14 protein-coding genes are annotated in these 14,872 nt (G+C 66.9%); 6 read left to right on the forward strand and 8 right to left on the reverse strand.

Features of this window, described 5'->3' with window-relative positions:
* Positions 1-51 precede the first annotated feature (51 nt).
* Complete coding sequence (locus tag KM135_RS14035) at positions 52-2,124, forward strand: S9 family peptidase (protein WP_221714637.1); 2,073 nt, start codon at positions 52-54, stop codon at positions 2,122-2,124.
* Positions 2,125-2,138: 14 nt separating this feature from the next.
* Here KM135_RS14035 and KM135_RS14040 read toward each other — a convergent pair whose 3' ends face one another.
* The gene (locus KM135_RS14040; protein ID WP_221714638.1) at positions 2,139-3,443 is read right to left on the reverse strand and encodes a hypothetical protein; all 1,305 of its coding nucleotides are present in this window, start codon (positions 3,441-3,443) and stop codon (positions 2,139-2,141) included.
* Between the two features lie 99 nt (positions 3,444-3,542).
* Here KM135_RS14040 and KM135_RS14045 point away from each other — a divergent pair, with 99 nt between their 5' ends.
* Positions 3,543-3,938 (forward strand): acyl-CoA thioesterase, encoded by a 396-nt coding sequence (locus tag KM135_RS14045; RefSeq protein ID WP_221714708.1) that lies wholly within the window; start codon positions 3,543-3,545, stop codon positions 3,936-3,938.
* A 1-nt stretch (position 3,939) separates the two neighbouring features.
* Here the strand turns inward: KM135_RS14045 and KM135_RS14050 are convergent, their stop codons facing one another.
* From KM135_RS14050 to hemC, 3 genes are read right to left on the reverse strand one after another with little or no spacing between them, the layout of a single operon-like run.
* On the reverse strand, positions 3,940-4,863 hold the full coding sequence (locus tag KM135_RS14050) for an MICOS complex subunit MIC60 (protein WP_221714639.1): 924 nt from the start codon (positions 4,861-4,863) through the stop codon (positions 3,940-3,942).
* Between the two features lie 17 nt (positions 4,864-4,880).
* Positions 4,881-5,564 carry a uroporphyrinogen-III synthase gene (locus KM135_RS14055; RefSeq protein WP_221714640.1) on the reverse strand — a complete coding sequence of 228 codons (684 nt, stop codon included), beginning with the start codon at positions 5,562-5,564 and terminating at the stop codon, positions 4,881-4,883.
* On the reverse strand, positions 5,561-6,487 hold the full coding sequence (hemC, locus tag KM135_RS14060; RefSeq protein ID WP_221714641.1) for a hydroxymethylbilane synthase: 927 nt from the start codon (positions 6,485-6,487) through the stop codon (positions 5,561-5,563). Before hemC ends, KM135_RS14055 begins: the two co-directional genes overlap by 4 nt.
* Before the next feature lie 63 nt (positions 6,488-6,550).
* Here hemC and tsaD point away from each other — a divergent pair, with 63 nt between their 5' ends.
* From tsaD to KM135_RS14075, 3 genes are all read left to right on the forward strand, one after another.
* Positions 6,551-7,585, forward strand: a complete 1,035-nt coding sequence (gene tsaD / locus KM135_RS14065; RefSeq protein ID WP_221714642.1) for a tRNA (adenosine(37)-N6)-threonylcarbamoyltransferase complex transferase subunit TsaD — start codon at positions 6,551-6,553, stop codon at positions 7,583-7,585.
* Positions 7,582-8,565: an NAD(P)H-dependent glycerol-3-phosphate dehydrogenase gene (locus KM135_RS14070; RefSeq protein ID WP_221714643.1), complete on the forward strand. Its 984-nt coding sequence runs from the start codon at positions 7,582-7,584 to the stop codon at positions 8,563-8,565. Before tsaD ends, KM135_RS14070 begins: the two co-directional genes overlap by 4 nt.
* 85 nt (positions 8,566-8,650) lie before the next feature.
* Positions 8,651-10,192, forward strand: a complete 1,542-nt coding sequence (locus KM135_RS14075; RefSeq protein ID WP_221714644.1) for a lipopolysaccharide biosynthesis protein — start codon at positions 8,651-8,653, stop codon at positions 10,190-10,192.
* A gap of 10 nt (positions 10,193-10,202) precedes the next feature.
* On the opposite strand, the gene KM135_RS14080 is transcribed toward KM135_RS14075, so the two are convergent.
* From KM135_RS14080 to KM135_RS14090, 3 genes are all read right to left on the reverse strand, one after another.
* The gene (locus KM135_RS14080) at positions 10,203-10,865 is read right to left on the reverse strand and encodes a DUF4136 domain-containing protein (RefSeq protein WP_221714645.1); all 663 of its coding nucleotides are present in this window, start codon (positions 10,863-10,865) and stop codon (positions 10,203-10,205) included.
* Between the two features lie 119 nt (positions 10,866-10,984).
* Positions 10,985-12,013 (reverse strand): tryptophan--tRNA ligase, encoded by a 1,029-nt coding sequence (trpS, locus tag KM135_RS14085; protein WP_221714646.1) that lies wholly within the window; start codon positions 12,011-12,013, stop codon positions 10,985-10,987.
* 413 nt (positions 12,014-12,426) lie between these two features.
* Positions 12,427-12,873: a GFA family protein gene (locus KM135_RS14090; RefSeq protein ID WP_221714647.1), complete on the reverse strand. Its 447-nt coding sequence runs from the start codon at positions 12,871-12,873 to the stop codon at positions 12,427-12,429.
* A 187-nt stretch (positions 12,874-13,060) separates the two neighbouring features.
* Between KM135_RS14090 and dinB the strand changes: the two genes are divergently transcribed.
* Positions 13,061-14,161 carry a DNA polymerase IV gene (gene dinB, locus KM135_RS14095; RefSeq protein WP_221714648.1) on the forward strand — a complete coding sequence of 367 codons (1,101 nt, stop codon included), beginning with the start codon at positions 13,061-13,063 and terminating at the stop codon, positions 14,159-14,161.
* A gap of 26 nt (positions 14,162-14,187) precedes the next feature.
* Here the strand turns inward: dinB and KM135_RS14100 are convergent, their stop codons facing one another.
* Positions 14,188-14,826, reverse strand: coding sequence for an ankyrin repeat domain-containing protein (locus KM135_RS14100; protein WP_246606111.1), 639 nt, complete (start codon positions 14,824-14,826; stop codon positions 14,188-14,190).
* Positions 14,827-14,872: the final 46 nt, after the last annotated feature.

Below are 14,872 nucleotides of genomic sequence, written 5' to 3' on the forward strand. Positions count from 1 at the left end.
GCAGCGCGCAACGCCATTGAGCCGCCGCGCCGCTGCGCCTATCTCCCGTCGATGACCGAAACGCCTCAGCCGCCAATCGCGGCGCAACGCCCGCACCAGACCCTCCATCATAATCGCACCCTCAGCGATCCCTGGGCCTGGCTGCGCGATCCCGGCTATCCGGACGTCACGGACCCGGACGTGCTCGATTATCTCAAGGCCGAGAATGCATTTTTCGAAGCGCATATGGCGGCGCACAAGCCGCTGACCGATGCGCTGTTCGAGGAGATGAAGGCGCGCATCAAGGAGGAGGACAAGTCCGTCCCGCAGAAGGATGGCGCCTATGTCTACTGGAGCACCTTCGAGACGGGCGAGCAATATCGCCGCCACTGGCGCCGCCGCGCCGATGCGCCCGCAGACGGATCGGCCGACGAGCTGATCGTCGACGAACCGGCGCTGGCGGACGGGAAGGATTATTTCCGCCTCGGCGCCGTTGCCATTTCCAATGACGATCGCCTGCTGGCCTATGCCATCGATGATAATGGCTCGGAGCGTTACACCGTCCGCATCAAGGATCTGACGACCGGCGAACTGTTGAGCGACGTCATCCCGGACGTGCTCTCCGCTCTCGTCTGGACCAGCGACGACAGCGGCATCGTCTATGCCCCGGCCAATGCCCAATGGCGCACCGATCGCGCGATGCTGCACAGGATCGGCACGGAGGCGAGCGCCGACATCGAGCTATTCAAGGAAGAGGATGAGGGCTTCCGCGTCTCGGTCGGCCTCACCTCGGCGGAGAACTGGATCGTGCTCGCCACCGGAGATCATGTGACCAGCGAAGTCCGCCTCGTGCCCGCCAACAACCCGACCGCCACGCCGATCCTCGTCTCGGCCCGCGTCGCCGAGCGCGAATATGATGCGGACGAGCATGACGGCTGGCTCTACATCCGCACCAACGACACCCATCCCAATTTCCGCCTCGCCCGCGCACGGGTCGAGACGCCGGACCACTGGGACGAAGTGCTGCCTGCCTCGGACCAGTTCTACCTCACCGACGTCAGCTTGTTCAAAACCTTCTATGTGACCGAAGGACGCGAGAACGGCCTAGATCAGATCGAGATCCGCGACTATGCGACGCACGCGGCGCAGCGCCTCGATTTCCCGGAAGCGAGCTACGTCGCCGGGCTCGACGACAATCCCGAATATGATGTCACCAAGCTGCGCATCAGCTATGAGTCGATGGTCTCGCCCGAGACCGTGCTGGATTATTATCTGGCAGACGGCCGCCGCGAGGTCCTGAAGGTCCAGGAGATCCCCTCGGGCTTCGACTCCTCGCTCTATGCGACCGAGCGCCTGCTGATCCCGGCCCGCGACGGCACGCCGATCCCGGTCTCGGTGCTGCACCGGCGCGATCATCCGATGGACGGCTCCCGCCCGCTTTATCTCTATGGCTATGGCGCTTATGGCATCGCCATCGAGCCAGGCTTCGGCACTTCGCGGCTCAGCCTCGTCGATCGCGGCTTCGCCTTCGCCATCGCCCATATTCGCGGCGGCGATGATCTCGGCCAGCAATGGTACAAGGACGGCAAGCTCGAAAAGCGCACCAACACGTTCAACGATTTCGTCGACGTGGCGAAGGGGCTGGTCGAGCACGGCTATACCGCAGCGGGCCGCATCGCGACCTCGGGCGGCTCGGCCGGCGGCGAACTGATGGGCGCGATCGTCAACAGCGATCCCGCGCTCTGGGGTGCCGTCGTCGCGCATGTGCCCTTTGTCGACGTGCTCAACACGATGCTGGACGAGACCCTGCCGCTGACGCCGGGCGAATGGCCGGAATGGGGCAATCCCATCGAGGACGCCGCCGCCTATGATCTGATCGCCAGCTACTCGCCCTACGACAATGTGACCGCGCAGCCCTATCCGCCGATGCTGGTCACGGCCGGCCTCAACGATCCCCGCGTGACCTATTGGGAGCCCGCCAAATGGGTCGCGCGGCTGCGGGCGACCAAGACGGACGACAATCTGCTCTTGCTCAAGACCAACATGGAAGCCGGCCATGGCGGCAAGTCCGGCCGCTGGGAGTCCCTGCGCGAAACGGCGGAGGAGTTCGCCTTCATCCTGTGGCAGCTGGGGGTGGAAAGCTGATCAAGCGGGCTGACTTACATTCCCTCGAAGAAGCTCGGCAACGGCCGGGCGAACGGCGTCGCCGCCTTGGCGCCCTTGAGGACGATGATCGCATCATAGCTGTTGATGTAGCTGCGCATGTCCTCGCTCACGCCCTGCCGCCGCAACGTGCCGGGGATGAGGCGCAGCGGCGCGGTGTCGATCAGCGTCGGGCCATCGGTGGCGAGATGGCGATAGAACATGCCTGCCGTCGCCTCGAAGTCCTCGCGGCAACCGGAGATCGTGCCGCGAAAGTCGATCTGCTCGCCGTCCGGCCCGCAGACGATCATCACGCTGAACGTCTTCCTGCCCTCCATCAGCGCCAGCGCGTTGACGAAACTGCCGAGCGCGGGCGTGTATGTGGGCGAGAGGCCGGCGGTAAGGTGGTAGGCGCCGAACTTCATGACGGTGCGCGGCGGCGTCTTCCCGGCCGCGCGCCAGTGCGCCAGGAAGTTGCGCTTCATATAGTCCTCGCGCATCCGGTTGGAGAGGTTCGCTGCCGGGCTGTCCTGCAGCCGGTAGATCTCGCCGGAGAGCTTCATGTCGGCGATCAGCTGCCGCGCCGCCGTGGGGCCCTTGGCGAAGGCACTCTCCAGCGGCTTGTAGATCTCGTCCTTGAAGCTGGTCAGCGCCATCAACGGCTTGCTCTTGTCCCGCGCGGCGGCGACCGCCGCTTTCTGCGCCGGCGTCCTGGCCCAGCCGTCCAGCCGGTCGAGCAGCAGCGGCGCGGAGGACGCGAATTCCTGGTCGATGCCCCAGAGCGCACCCTGCTTCGCTCCCGCGCGGCCCAGCATCTTGCGCGCCAGATCGGCCTCTTCGCGCAGGTTGAGGAACGCGAAGCTGATCGCGCGACGCGGGTCGGCCATATAGGCATCGAGCCGCTCGGCCGGACCGCGCAGCAGCGGTTCCTGCGTTGCGGCTCCGATCGGACTGATCTCGAGCGCATAGGCGAGCGGGCGATCGATCGGCAGCGCATCGACCAGCAGGCCCGCTGCCTGCGCAATGCTGCCCGTGCCGTGTGTTTCGCCGATCATCAGGATATCGGCCTGCGCCATCTTGCCGGTCAGCCATGCGCCGCCCTCGCCGCCCGGCCGGCCGTCGGCGAGCGAAAGCGGCTTGAGCGCCTGCGCGATCGTCTCGGAAAGGCGCGCGCGGTCGGCTGCCTGGATCTGCGCTTGCGCGGCGGTCGGGGAAGGGATGGCCTGCGGGGACGGAGGGGGCGCGGATGCCTGGGCCAGCGCGATCGTGGCAGCGCCGGCCAGCAGGCTCGTGCCCGCCACCGCGATCATCTTGCGCACCATATTAGCCCTCCCGTCACCGCCAACTGTCTTAGCCTAGCAAGACACCACCCAATGGCAAGGGCTTTTACCCGCGCCGCCCGCTGGCCTATAGCGCGCTTCATGGGCAAGCCGTTCGAGATGCGCTTCGTGGCCGAGGCGGATGACATCGACATCATGGGCCACGTCAACAACGCGGTCTGGGTTCGCTGGATGGAGGCGATCGCCACCGCGCACTGGCAGGCGCTGGCACCCGCCGAGGCGCAGGCGCTCTACGCCTGGGTCGTGACCCGGCACGAGATCGACTATCGCGGCAATGTCGTGCAGGGCGAGGCGGTCATCGCCCGCACCCATGTCGCCGAGCCGCCGCGCGGGGCGCGGTTTGATCGGCTGATCGAGTTCATCGGCGAGGACGGAAAGGCGAAGGTTTCGGCCCGTACGACCTGGGCCATGGTCGAGATCGAGAGCCGCCGGCTGATGCGCGTGCCGGCCAATCTGGCCGCAATCTTCCTCGGCTGAGCTAGGGCCGGGCGGGCGTGGCAGGCGCCGGCTGGGCCACGGGCGTCACCACCGGCGCGGTGCGCGGCTCGAGGATCGCCGCTGCCTCGATCACGTCGAGCGCGCGGCGCGCTTCGTTGTAGCGGCGGGCCTGCTCCAGCCACTGCGTCATTTCCGGCTGGCGCGAAAGGCTTGAGACTTCGCCGATTGCCGCCTCGATCTGTCCGGACTCGACGTTGAGCCGCGCCCGGGCCAGCCGCTCGCGCGGCTCGGGCGATGGCGCATCGGCTTGGCGGATGACAGCCAGTCCGCGCAATTCGCGCATCGCGGCAGACCACCAGCCTTCATTGGGGCTGCCGCGCTCGACCGCCGTGCCGATCGTCACCAGCCCCGCCCGCAAGGTACCGAGCGTCACGGGCTTCTCGGCGGCGTTGACGATGGTGGCGACGGCCTTGGGCTGCGCCTCGCCGAACAGCAGGCGCAGCTGCGCCTCGACATAACCGAGCGACGTACCGGTATCGAGCGCGCGCCGGGCGGCGAAGGCGATCATCATGGCTTCCGCGCGATTGGCATAGCCCGATGCGGCCTCCGCTGCGACGGCGACCCGCGTCAGCCGCTGTTCGAGCGCAGCGACCTGATCGACTTGCGTCGCCGCGTTCAGCACCTCGCTAGCGCCGCGCGTCGATCCGCGGGCGTCGGGCATGCCCTGGGTCGGGTCCGCGCCGTCGGCGCTGTTGAGCATGGTGGCGGGGCCGGACGGCATGGCCGCCGGATCCAGCGTGCCGAAGCGCAGGCCGCCTTGCCAGTTGATCACGACCCAGGTCATGGCGGCAAGGCCGATAACGAACGCAAGCAAGGCGAGCGCAATGATCAGCCGGGTCCGGGAAGGCCGCGGCGCGTCGGTCAGGGCGTCGTCGCCAGTGCCGTCCGGTGCGTTGCTTGCCATGCCTCCTGCCGGGTCGATTACGAGGCGCCCATACATAGCGACGTGGCGAGGCGCAGCAAGGCCGTATCGTCCGGGGACGGGGAGACATGACCTTTGCGCCAGCCTTTGCCACAAGAGTCGAGCGCTGCCTGGCTGATCGCGAGCAGGAAATGGTTGCGATGCGAGGGCGGCAGCAGCGCGTTCAGGCGCCGCCCGGCCGCCGGGGAATGAATGGCGATGACGGACGACGGCAGTGTCGCGAACGCCTTGGTGAAGGGCCGCATGTCGCGCGCTTCGGCGCGATAGACGACGTGCCGCGCGATGATGAGGCCGAGCGGATCGAACGGGCGCACCTCCTCGCCGCACAAATGAAGCACTTGCCGATGCCCCGCCTGAGTGAGAAGCGGAATGGTGGTTGCTGCGTCGCCGCCGCCGATATGGACATTGGTGACGCCTTGCGCCCGCACGGCTTGCGCACTGGCCTCCCCCACCGTGAACACCGGCAAGCCCGCGAATTTGGCCAGCGTCGCGGCACCATGGCGCGCGCCGCTGGCGCTCGTGACCAGCAGCGCATCGAAGGGGCCTTCCGGTATCGGTTCATCTTCGACCGGGATGATCTCGAACAACGGGAACTGGATCACCTCAAGGCCGAGCGCACGAGCCGGCTCCGCCGAGCGATCATTGCCCGGTTGAGGCCGCAGCAGCACAAGTGGCCGGTTCATACCGTGAAGAGCGCGCGCAGGGCGGGGCTGGCGCGCGCCAGCAAGCGCTTGCCGAGTGCTCCGGCACTCTCGGTATTGCTTCCCGGCAAGATCGCTTCTTCGTTCACCTGCTCACCGCCGTCCTCGCTCAAGATCTGGGCACGCAGGTGCAGATCGTCGCCGGATACGCGCGCCAGCGCGGCGATCGGGCTGTGACATGATCCGCCAAGCGCCAGCAGCACGGCCCGCTCGGCAAGGACGCAACGCTCGGTATCGGCATCGCCGATCGCGGCAAGCAGCGTCTGCGCACGATCATCGGCGGCCCGACACTCGATGCCGACCGCGCCCTGCGCCACGGCGGGGAGCAGTGTATCGACCGGAATTGCGGCACCGATATCTCCAAGGCCGAGTCGGTCGAGACCGGCCGCCGCGAGCAGGGTCGCATCGAGATCGCCCGCCTCGACGCGCGCAAGGCGCGTTGCCACATTGCCGCGCAGCAGGGTCGTCTGCAGGTCCGGGCGCAGGGCCTTGAGCTGCGCCGCCCGGCGCGGCGAGCTCGTGCCGACGACGGCCCGCTCGGGCAGCGCGGCAATGGACGGCGCTCCGATCAGCCGGTCTTCGACCGCCGCACGCGGCAGCATGGCCGCAATGCGGATCGCCTCGGGTCGAACCGTCTCGACATCTTTCATCGAATGGACGGCGCAGTCGATCTCGCCTTCCAGCAGCGCCCGGTCCAGCTCCTTGGTCCAGAGCGCCTTGCCGCCGATCTCGGCCAGCGCCCTGTCCTGGATGCGATCGCCGCTGGTCGTGACGGTGACGAGGCGAATCGCCTCGCGCGGCCAGCCATGGGTTGCGATCAGCGCGGATATGGTGAGCTCAGCCTGCGCCAGCGCCAGTGGCGAACCGCGCGAACCGAGACGAAAGGGCGATGAAGCTGTCGGCATGGGATCGATCATGAGTGGAATGCCGATAGACCCTAAGCGCACACCTCTCTAGAGGGAAGCGCCATGCCTATCATCCTCGGCCTGGAATCGAGCTGTGACGAGACAGCGGCCGCCCTGGTGTCCGGGGATCGCACGATCCTCGCCCATCGTCTTGCCGGTCAGGAGGCCGCGCACCGTCCTTATGGCGGCGTCGTGCCGGAGATTGCCGCGCGCGCGCATGTCGAGGCGCTGATCCCGCTCGTGCAGGCCGCGCTCGACGATGCCGGCATGACCCTGGCCGATGTCGATGCGGTTGCGGCAACAGCCGGTCCGGGCCTCATCGGCGGCGTGATGGTCGGCCTGGTGACGGGTAAGGCGCTGGCCCATGCGGCCGGCAAGCCGCTCGTCGCGGTCAATCATCTGGAGGGGCATGCGCTCTCACCGCGCCTTGCCGATCCGGCGCTCCGGTTTCCCTATTTGCTGCTGCTCGTCTCGGGCGGGCATTGCCAACTGCTGGAAGTGCGTGGTGTCGGCGACTATCGCCGCCTCGCCACTACCATCGACGATGCGGCCGGTGAGGCGTTCGACAAGACCGCGAAGCTGCTCGGTCTCGGCATTCCCGGCGGCCCCAGGGTCGAGGTGCTGGCGCGCGATGGCGATCCGCGTGCGGTGCCGTTGCCGCGTCCCCTGATCGGGACAGCCGAGCCGCATTTCTCCTTCGCCGGCCTCAAGAGTGCGGTCATGCGCGCCATCGACGGCGGGCAATGGAACGATGCTGACATCGCGGCGAGCTTTCAGCAGGCGGTGGTCGATTGCCTCGTCGATCGCACAGCGCGCGCGCTGGCTGTCGCGGATCGGCCTACTGCTCTGGTCGTCGCGGGCGGTGTCGCAGCCAATGGCGCCGTGCGCGCCGCGCTGGAAGACCTCGCCCGTCGCCATGATCTGCCTTTTGTCGCGCCGCCGCTTTGGCTCTGCACGGACAATGCAGCGATGATCGGCTGGGCTGGCTGCGAGCGTTTTGCCGCCGGCCTCACCGACGATCTCGCTTTCCCGGCGCGGCCGCGCTGGCCGCTCGATCCGGCGGCGGAAGCCGTGCGCGGCGCGGGGGTCAAGGCATGAGCGCGCTACCTATCGGTGTCATCGGCGGCGGCGCCTGGGGCACGGCGCTGGCCCAGGTGCTCGCTTCCGGCGGGAGCGACGTCATGCTATGGGCACGCAACGGTTCGGTGGTGGGCTCGATCAACGTGCATCGCGAGAATCCCGCCTATCTGCCGGGCGTGCGACTGTCCGACCGTGTCCGCGCGACCGACGACGTTGCGGTCATGGCGGAGGCACGCATGCTGCTGGTGGTCACGCCCGCTCAGCATATGCGCGCCATTCTCGGGCGCCTCGCGCCGGAAGGGCAGCCCCTGATCCTCTGCGCCAAGGGCATCGAGGCGGTCACGCACAAGCTGATGCATCAAGTCGCGCGCGAGGCGATGCCGGGCTCGCCGGTCGCCGTGCTGTCCGGTCCGACCTTCGCGAACGAAGTCGCCGGCGGCCTGCCGACGGCGGTAACGCTCGCCGCAGAAGAGGAAGCGCTAGCCCGGTTGCTGGCGGACGTCATCGCGCGACCGACGCTGCGGCCCTATGTCTCCGACGATGTCGTGGGAGCGGAGATCGGCGGCGCGGTCAAGAATGTGCTCGCCATTGCCTGTGGTGTCGTTGATGGGGCCGGCCTTGGCCAGAATGCCCGCGCGGCCCTGATCGCGCGTGGCTTCGCGGAGATGTCGCGTTTCGGCCTGGCGCTGGGCGCGCGTGCGGAGACGCTCGCCGGCCTCTCCGGGCTCGGCGATCTCGTGCTCACCTGCTCTTCCCGCCGCTCGCGCAACTTCGCGCTCGGCAAGGGGCTGGGCGAAGGCAAGAGCGCCGCCGCTTTGATGACCGACCGGCGCACCGTTGCCGAAGGGGCTTCCACCGCGCCGGTTCTGCTCGAAATTGCGCGCGCTTATGGCATCGACATGCCGGTGACGGCGGCGGTTTGCGCCTTGCTTGCGGGCGAGCAGGGCGTGAGCGATGTCATTGGCGCGCTACTTGCGCGCCCGCTCCGCGCCGAGTGAGGGAACGAGAAGCTTTGCCTGCCCGTTCGGTTACGCCTATTGAGAGACCGCGCGCGCCAACGGGCGCCGCGGGGGAGCGCCTTGCATGACCAAAGCGCCGGGGCAGGCCGAGCAAGCCGAGCGCGATGACATCGCGGCGCTCGCGCGCGGCGGGCGTGCCAACGTCTTCGGCTTCCTGCTGCGCCTCGCGGCGCGCATTCCGTTCCTGTTCATTGCCGGCCGGCTCTATGGCGCCTCGGTACTCGGCCGCTTCGCTTACGCCGTGCTTGTCGTCGAATTCGCGGCGCAACTTGCGACGATGGGCCTCAAACGCGGCCTTGCCGAGCAATTGGCGCGCGATCCGCGCGATCAGTCGCACATCGTGGCGGACGGGCTGCTCCTGTGCTTGATCGGCAGCTGTGCGACCGCGGGCATATTGCTGATCTTCCCGGAAGCGATGTTCCCCAACAGCGGGCTTAACGGGCTCGATCGCCTGTTGCCGCTCATCGTCATCGCCATCGCGCTGACCGATGTGGCGCTTGCGGCCTGCGCCTATCAGTTCAACATCGCCGCCTCGGTCCACGCGCGCTCCATCGTCGAGCCGTGGACGATCAGCGTCGCGGCGCTGGGCTTCTATTTCTATTCGGAGCGCGACGGGCTGATCCTTGCCTATGTCTGTGCGATGAGCGCGGCGATGCTCGCCGCTTTCTGGCCGCTGCTGCGCCACTACGGCCTGCCGAAAGGCTGGCGGCCGCATCCCATGCGCCTGTGGCGGCTCGCGATCCGCAATTTGCCGCTGGCCGCAGCCGATGCGATCGAGTGGGCGACGCGCCGGCTCGATCTCGCGATTCTCGGCCTGTTCGCGACGCCGTCGGTGGTCGGCATCTATTATGTCGCGCAACAGGTCGCCTCGCTGCCGCAGAAGCTCAAGACCAGCTTCGAGCCGATCCTGAGCCCGGTCATCACGCGCAATCTGAAGCTCGGCAATCTGCCGGCGATCGCCCATCAGGTGAGCCAGGTCGGTTTCTGGATCGTCGCGGCGCAACTCGGCGTCGCGCTCGCGCTCGGGATTCCGGGCGAGGCGGTGATGGGGCTGGTCGGCCCGACCTTCGTGGGCGGCACCGGCGCGCTCGCCTGTCTGCTCGCGGCCGAAGTGCTGGCCACGCCTGCCGTGGTGAGCGAAGCGGCGCTCGTCTACATGGCGCGCCTTCGCAATCTCAGCCTGTCGATCCTCACCATCGTCATGCAGGCCGCGCTGACGTTGGCGCTCATCATGGCGGCGCGGCGCCTCGAACTGCCGGACATGTATATCGCCGCCACGCCGGCCATCGCGCTGGCGATCGCGCTCACGGTAAGCTCGCTGTCCAAGTCCTGGCTGCTCGGCAGCCTGCTCGGCAGCCGCATCGCCATCTGGCGGGCGAGCCTCGTCATTTGCGGTCTCGTCGTGGCGATCGGCGGGATGGCCGTCACCCTGCTGCCGCAGCGCTATGAATGGATCGAGCTGGTGATCGGCATTCCGGCGATGCTCGCCGCCTATTGCCTGATGGTCTGGCGGCTGTCGTTCGATCAGGCCGACCGGACGCTGTTCCGCGAGCGCAAGCTCGCTGCCGGGCAGGAACCGCTGGCGGAGCCCCGCGGCGGCGCCTGACCCGTCGCGTTCAGTTCTTCGGTTCCGGTGCCACCGTCACCTTGATCTCTTCGCCGCTCCTGCCAGGGAAGCCCGTGAACAGCGCGTCGATGAGGTTCGGCACGAGATAGGTGAGCTTGCTGCTCACCGATTGCGCCCGCGCCGTCCCTTCGAACAGGCGCTCGCCGCCGGCGCGATTGATGCTCATGCTGAGCTTGCTCTGGTAGACCAGATAGCTCTCGACATCGTCATAGCCCGGTCCCCAGAGGAACGGATCGTACCAGCCGAGCGCGTAGCGCCCGCGCCAGCCGCCGCCCCAGCCGCGATAGTAACCGGGGTAGAAGAAGGGGTCATAAAAGAAGGGATCGCGCGCGAAGCCGCTGGAGCGGATGCGCTGCGTGCCCTTGTCGATGCCGTAATCGAGGCTGACGACCAGTTGGGCCGAGCCCGGATCGGCCGCGCGGGTATAGCCCTGCGCGGTCAGGCGCTGGGCCACCAGATCGGCATAATGCGCGAACTCCAGGCTGCCGGAGAGCTCGGGATTGCCGGGCTGCACCGTGAAGCTCTGGCCCTGCGCGGGCGGCAATTGCTGGAAGCGCGCGACATCCGCCTTGAAGGGCGTCGCGCATCCGGAAAGTCCTCCCAGCGTCAGGGCGGACGCTGCGGCGAGGAGCAAGATGGACCTTGTGTTCATTGTGATGTCCGTTTCTCGGGCGACTATATGTCCCATAGACGTAGTGGACCGGACAATACCTTAGGTCAAATGAACTGGCCTTGAATGCGTTCCGTGCAGGCGTCGTCGCGAGATGACGTTCAGCGCATCAAGCCCATGGCTTCATAAGCACCCTTGAGGGTGGGCGCGGCCGCCTCCGCCGCCTTCCCGGCACCCTTGACCAGGATCGCATCGAGCGCGGCATCGTCGTCCTTGAGCGCGACATAGCGATCCCGGATCGGCGCCAGATGATGCACGAGCAGATCGGCCAGCGCCGGCTTGAACGCGCCGAAGCCCTGCCCGCCGAACGCCGCGCAGATGGCGGCACGGTCCTGCCCGGAGAAAGCGGCATAGATGTCGATCAGGTTGGTCGCTTCAGCGCGACCTTCCAGCTCGGCGGGATCGGCCGGGATCGGCTCGGGATCGGTCCTGGCCTTGCGCACCTTCTGGACCAGCGTGTCGTCATCGTCGGTCAGGTTGATGCGGCTCATGTCCGAGGGATCGGACTTGGACATCTTCGCCGTGCCGTCGCGCAGGCTCATGATCCGCGCGGTCTGCTTGGGGATGTAGGGATCGGGAATCGTGAACAGCTCGACATCGAAATCGGCGTTGAACTTGATCGCGATGTCGCGGGTCAGCTCCAGATGCTGCTTCTGGTCCTCGCCCACCGGCACATGCGTCGCCTGATAGAGCAGCACGTCGGCCGCCTGCAGCACGGGATAGGTGAAGAGCGCGATCGAGGCGCCTTCCTTGTTCTTGCCGGCCTTGTCCTTGAACTGCGTCATGCGGTTCAGCCAGCCCATGCGCGCCGTGCCGTTCAGCAGCCATTGCATCTCGGCATGGGCGGGCACGCGCGCCTGATTGAACAGCACGCTGCGGTCCGGATCGATGCCGCAGGCGACGAGCGCCGCCGTCATCTCGCGGACATTGCGCAGCCGATCGGCGGGCGCGAGATGCTCGCTGATCGAATGCAGATCGGCCAGGAAGAAGAAGCAGCGAGAGTCGGCGCTTCCGGTTGCCGCGTCCGCGGCGGGCATCTCCTCCTGCATGCGCACCCAGTTGCGGATCGCGCCCAGATAATTGCCGAGGTGGAGATTGCCGGTCGGCTGGATGCCGGAGAGCACGCGCATGATTCGGTCCTGTCTGTCCGGAGGGGACGTTTGGAAGGCTCGCCTCTGTGCTGGCGCAGGGCGGTTCGTCAAGTGCGCGCGACGGACGGCTCTCGATACGATATGCCGCGTTTCGGGACCGAAAGCGGGCCAATGTGCAGCGAATAGGCGCGTGTCGGGCCTTGAGCCATCCGACGGAAATGGCACTTTTCCGCCGATCCCGCGCCGTAACTTCTCCAAGTTCACACGTGTGAGCCATGGTGATGCGTAAAGTCACGGCTCGGGGCGAGCGGGATTGGCGGATTTTCAGGGGTTTCACGGCGTCAAAGAGCGGAGGCGTCGATTTGCCTCGGGCTAACTTATGACATGAGGGCGCGGGTGTAGGACAGGGGTGTCATGACCTTCCCGAGGCAAGCCCGGGGGATGCGGACAACTCACAGCGCTTGTGCAGGGTCGTTCGCGTCCGCCGCAACGAACCGCAGCACACCCGCAATGCGCGATACCCCCGTGTCGCTCGGATGCGCGACACCGTCATGGACTGCCATTTCCGTGAAATCGAACGGGCTGATTCCCTCCAGGCACGCCGCATTGACCCCATATTCATTGGGGTTCGAGCGCCGCCGATGGTGAGTGTAGATGCCGCATTTCGAACAGAAATAATGCTGCGCCACGCCGCTGTTGAATGTGTAGAGCGTCAGCGCCGCCTCGCCCGCGAGGATGTCGATGCCGCCCAGCCCGGCGGACACCGTGACGGCGCCGCGCATCCGGCAGAAGGAGCAGGTGCATCGCCGCGCGGTGCGCAGCCCATCGGTCAACCGCACATGGAAACGCACCGTGCCGCAATGGCAGGCGCCGTCGATATCCGTGACGTCGAGATTCATGGCCGGACCTCCGTGCAAATTTCCCCCTGTCCTACAGCGAGGAAGGGATGTCGGGACAGATTTTCACAAGCCGTTGAATAACAAAAGTTTCGAGAAATTCCGCGATATGCCGTATGAGGAAAGTCAGGGGAGCTCGGATCGTGTTGTTCCCCTTTCGTTCAAGCGCCTGTCGTGGCATAAGCGGCCCATGACGGACGCTTCCGCCAAGCCGCGCAAGATCATCCATGTCGATATGGATGCTTTCTACGCATCGGTCGAGCAGCGCGACGATCCGGCACTGCGCGGCAAGCCGATCGCGGTCGGTGGCGGCGGCCCGCGCGGCGTCGTGGCGGCGGCGAGCTATGAGGCGCGCAAGTTCGGCGTTCGCTCGGCCATGCCCGGCGGTCAGGCGCGGCGTCTCTGCCCCGATCTGCTGTTCGTGCGCGCGCGTTTCGATGCCTATCGTGCCGTTTCGCAGCAGATTCGCGCCATTTTCGAGCGCTTCACTGACGCGATCCAGCCGCTCTCGCTCGACGAGGCCTATCTCGACGTCACCGACAACAAGCTCGGCATTGCCTCGGCCACCTATATCGCGCAGGAAATCCGCCGCCTCATCCGCGAGGAAACCGGACTCACCGCCTCGGCCGGCGTCTCGTGCAACAAGCTGATCGCCAAGCTCGCCTCGGACCAGAACAAGCCCGATGGCCTCTGCATCGTGAAGCCGGAGGAGGCCGAGGCGTTCATGGCCGCCATGCCGGTCGCGCGCATCCATGGCGTTGGGCCGGTGACGGCGCGGCGCATGCACTCCCTCGGCATTCATTCGGGCGCCGATCTCAAGGCCTGGCCGATGCAGGCGCTGCAGCGTCATTTCGGCAAGTCGGCCTCATTTTACTACGCCGCCGCGCGCGGCATGGACGATCGACCGGTGCGTGAGCGGGAAGTGCGCAAGTCGATCAGTGTCGAGGACACGTTCGAGACGGATATCGGCGCGGAGGAGCAGCTCGTCACCGAACTCACCAAGATCGCCGATCGCCTGTGGACGCGCGTCACCGCCTCACGGGCGACCGGACGCACCGTCACGCTCAAGATCAAACTCGGTGATTTTCGCATCCTGACGCGCTCGCGCACGCTCTCCGGCCCGCCGGTCAATGCCGAGGATCTGCTGACCATCGGCGCGGCGCTGCTGCGTGCGGAATTGCCGCTGCCGATCGGTGCGCGCCTGCTCGGCCTCGGCATGTCGAACCTGGTCGATCCGGACGGCGAGGAGGATGAGGAAGAAGAAGCGCAGTTGCGGCTGGCGTTCGGATGACCGCGCCCGGCAGCTCAGCTGTCAGGCTACAGGCTCGGCCCTTGCACCGCCTTGTTCTGCGGCGCGGCCTGCTTGGCCGTCAGGGCCTCCATCATGCCGGCGACAGGTTGACCCGCCTTGGCATAGTCGATCGCGGACATGCCGGCGAGACGATCGCGCCGCGCGGGATCGGCACCGTTGTTCATGAGCAGGCGAACCATCTCCAGATCGCGCATCTGCACCGCCCGGATGAGCGGTGTCTCGCCGCTGCTGTTGGACTGGTTGGGATTGGCCTTGCGCGCGATCAGCAGCTGCGCGCCTTCATGAAACCTTTTCTCCACGGCCAGCATGAGCGGGGTGCGGCCGCCATTGTCGGCGAGGTCCGGGCGGGCGCCGCGCCCGAGCAGATAGTTGGTGAAGGTGAGATCGCGCCGGCCGATGACGATCAGAAGCGCTGTCTCGCCCGTGGTCTTGTCGCGCGTGTTGATCGGCGTCACGCCGGGCTGTTCGAGAAACTTGATGATCGCGTTGTTGTCCGATTTCCGGATCGCCTCGAGAAACTTGTAGCTTTCCGAGAATTGCGCGGCGGCCGGCTGCGCCATCAACAGGCCGATCAACGCAGCAAACGCCAGCGCCAGCCAGCGGCCGGCTGCGTGCTTCGTCTGGTATCGGCCATGCTGCGTCAAGTCTGCGTCCCCCTCGATCGAACCGGTGGTCTCTGCGGTTGCGCTG

It is taken from the genome of Sphingobium xanthum, assembly GCF_019737615.1.
Classification (GTDB): Bacteria; Pseudomonadota; Alphaproteobacteria; order Sphingomonadales; family Sphingomonadaceae; genus Sphingobium; species Sphingobium xanthum.

What these genes read in the sequence shown, in the direction of transcription:
- KM135_RS14035 (WP_221714637.1), top strand. Translation starts at nt 52, where the DNA reads ATGACCGAAACGCCTCAGCCGCCAATCGCGGCGCAACGCCCGCACCAG.
- KM135_RS14040 (WP_221714638.1), bottom strand. Translation starts at nt 3,443, where the DNA reads ATGGTGCGCAAGATGATCGCGGTGGCGGGCACGAGCCTGCTGGCCGGC.
- KM135_RS14045 (WP_221714708.1), top strand. Translation starts at nt 3,543, where the DNA reads ATGGGCAAGCCGTTCGAGATGCGCTTCGTGGCCGAGGCGGATGACATC.
- KM135_RS14050 (WP_221714639.1), bottom strand. Translation starts at nt 4,863, where the DNA reads ATGGCAAGCAACGCACCGGACGGCACTGGCGACGACGCCCTGACCGAC.
- KM135_RS14055 (WP_221714640.1), bottom strand. Translation starts at nt 5,564, where the DNA reads ATGAACCGGCCACTTGTGCTGCTGCGGCCTCAACCGGGCAATGATCGC.
- hemC (WP_221714641.1), bottom strand. Translation starts at nt 6,487, where the DNA reads ATGCCGACAGCTTCATCGCCCTTTCGTCTCGGTTCGCGCGGTTCGCCA.
- tsaD (WP_221714642.1), top strand. Translation starts at nt 6,551, where the DNA reads ATGCCTATCATCCTCGGCCTGGAATCGAGCTGTGACGAGACAGCGGCC.
- KM135_RS14070 (WP_221714643.1), top strand. Translation starts at nt 7,582, where the DNA reads ATGAGCGCGCTACCTATCGGTGTCATCGGCGGCGGCGCCTGGGGCACG.
- KM135_RS14075 (WP_221714644.1), top strand. Translation starts at nt 8,651, where the DNA reads ATGACCAAAGCGCCGGGGCAGGCCGAGCAAGCCGAGCGCGATGACATC.
- KM135_RS14080 (WP_221714645.1), bottom strand. Translation starts at nt 10,865, where the DNA reads ATGAACACAAGGTCCATCTTGCTCCTCGCCGCAGCGTCCGCCCTGACG.
- trpS (WP_221714646.1), bottom strand. Translation starts at nt 12,013, where the DNA reads ATGCGCGTGCTCTCCGGCATCCAGCCGACCGGCAATCTCCACCTCGGC.
- KM135_RS14090 (WP_221714647.1), bottom strand. Translation starts at nt 12,873, where the DNA reads ATGAATCTCGACGTCACGGATATCGACGGCGCCTGCCATTGCGGCACG.
- dinB (WP_221714648.1), top strand. Translation starts at nt 13,061, where the DNA reads ATGACGGACGCTTCCGCCAAGCCGCGCAAGATCATCCATGTCGATATG.